Below are 1,666 nucleotides of genomic sequence, written 5' to 3'. Positions count from 1 at the left end.
GGCGATACCAACTCGACCCCGTTGACTCCCAACGAACCGTCCCGCTCCGGCTTCCAGAATCCTCTCCCGTCTCCTGAATGGTATCCGCGCATCTCCGGCGTCAGCGTCAGCCCTTCTTCGTACAGTTCCCGCAAGGCTCTTGCCCGTGACACAGGGTCCCGGAACTGGACTTCAAGTTCCACGCCAAAGGTGTTTCCGGTCCCCCCCAGGACATTTTCGTACTTGTATTCCCATTCCTGACGTGCCTGGGCACGAAGTGTCTCCCATGCTTGGTCATCGTGACTGACGTATATACCATCCCAGGCCCGGTTTTGCCGCCAAATATTGAGTACCATTTCCCGTTCCGCATCAACGGTCCAATCGATTTGTGTAAATGTGGGACGGTTTTCCTCATGCGTAACTGGCACCACAACCGCCGGGGACGCGTTCTCCTGGCGACGCTGCCGTGCAAGACGCCTTCTTTCCCGTACTTCCTCACGGGCCAGGCGCAAGGCTCGCATGTGGCGGCACCCTTCCCGCGCCAGTTCCGGATCCCGCGAAAGGCGGTTGACGAAGTGCGGGCAGGTACAGCCCGTTTCGGAGACTTGATACCGTCCTCCGCCTTCCGATTCGACCCAAGCATGGTCGCGATCAATCCATTCGACCTGGGTTCGTTCCCGATCGAGATCTCTAGAAACACTTTCGACCTCCACATACACAGGTTCCCGGCTGGGGCGTGTCCTTTGCCGGAGTTGTGCCAAATAGGCTTCTCGGACCCGGTTTTCTACCGCCCTCTGGCGTTCTTCAGGTGACATGGCATAGGCGATTTGCTCATCCGGTTCCACCTCGCCCCGTACCACCCGTTGCAACATTTCCTCCAACGCTTGGCGCACCTTTTTTGCGCAGACAGGGCCTACACCCTGCAGAACACTCAGACGACTGCGCAAAGGTCTGTGGCACACCCTGCAAATGGCTGTTGTTCCAGTAGGCAAAAAAATCCCTCTCCTTTCCTGGTTGATTCACCCATGTAGAGGAGAGGGAGAAAAAATCAGTATTCGGTTGACCGCGCTCACAATTCGATAGATCACATCATCGCTGTGTCGGTATATGGCAATGCCCTACGTCTCCAGGATTCTAAGAATGATATGCAAGTCGAAACACACGCCGTCCTGGGGCATAAACATCCCTCTTGATCTGCTTTCATTCCATTTTCTCCTCATATTTGGGCTGAAAATGTCTTCATTCAAGCCGCCACGCCAGTTGAGCTCCTCCGTCTTCCAATTTTTTTCGAGCCAACTGCAGATGCTTGGACACGCTCCCTTTCTGCACCTTCATCAGCTCAGCGACATCGGAATAGGACATACCGGTGGCCAGCAGTTCCAGCGCCTCCCGCTGCCTGGCCGGCAAATGGTGAATGTCGATGACCGCCAAATCCTCTGTCTCCATGCCCTCGATCCGGTCTATGACTTCCTCCTCCAAACTCCGTATATCCGGAAGACGCTCCAGCCATTCGGCGTCCCACGAGTGGACTTTGGCCTTTTTCCCGTACGCGAGTCGCTGCAGCCGCTCCACCAATCGTCTTTCCTTCATCTCCAGCTGCTCGACGGAACAGTATGCCGCAATCATCGGGATGACTTCGGCCGACTCGTGCAGCATGCTTCCCACCCATTCGCGCTCGCCCTTCAGC

The 1,666-nt window shown here is 56.1% G+C and carries 1 protein-coding gene and 2 pseudogenes; all 3 read right to left on the bottom strand.

From position 1 onward, the window contains the following. A pseudogene (locus C230_RS0100275) lies at positions 1-851 on the bottom strand (amidoligase family protein); the annotation flags it as partial. Between the two features lie 27 nt (positions 852-878). Next, positions 879-941 (bottom strand): annotated as a pseudogene (locus tag C230_RS23755) (DUF6011 domain-containing protein); the annotation flags it as partial. Between the two features lie 277 nt (positions 942-1,218). After that, positions 1,219-1,666 (bottom strand): sigma factor-like helix-turn-helix DNA-binding protein (locus C230_RS18835; RefSeq protein WP_018130105.1); only part of this gene is annotated, 448 nt, incomplete at its 5' end.

Origin of the sequence: Effusibacillus pohliae DSM 22757 (genome assembly GCF_000376225.1) — a bacterium.
Classification (GTDB): Bacteria; Bacillota; Bacilli; order Tumebacillales; family Effusibacillaceae; genus Effusibacillus; species Effusibacillus pohliae.
The sequence above is the reverse complement of the archived record's forward strand: the minus strand, read 5'-3'. Positions and strand labels throughout refer to the sequence as shown.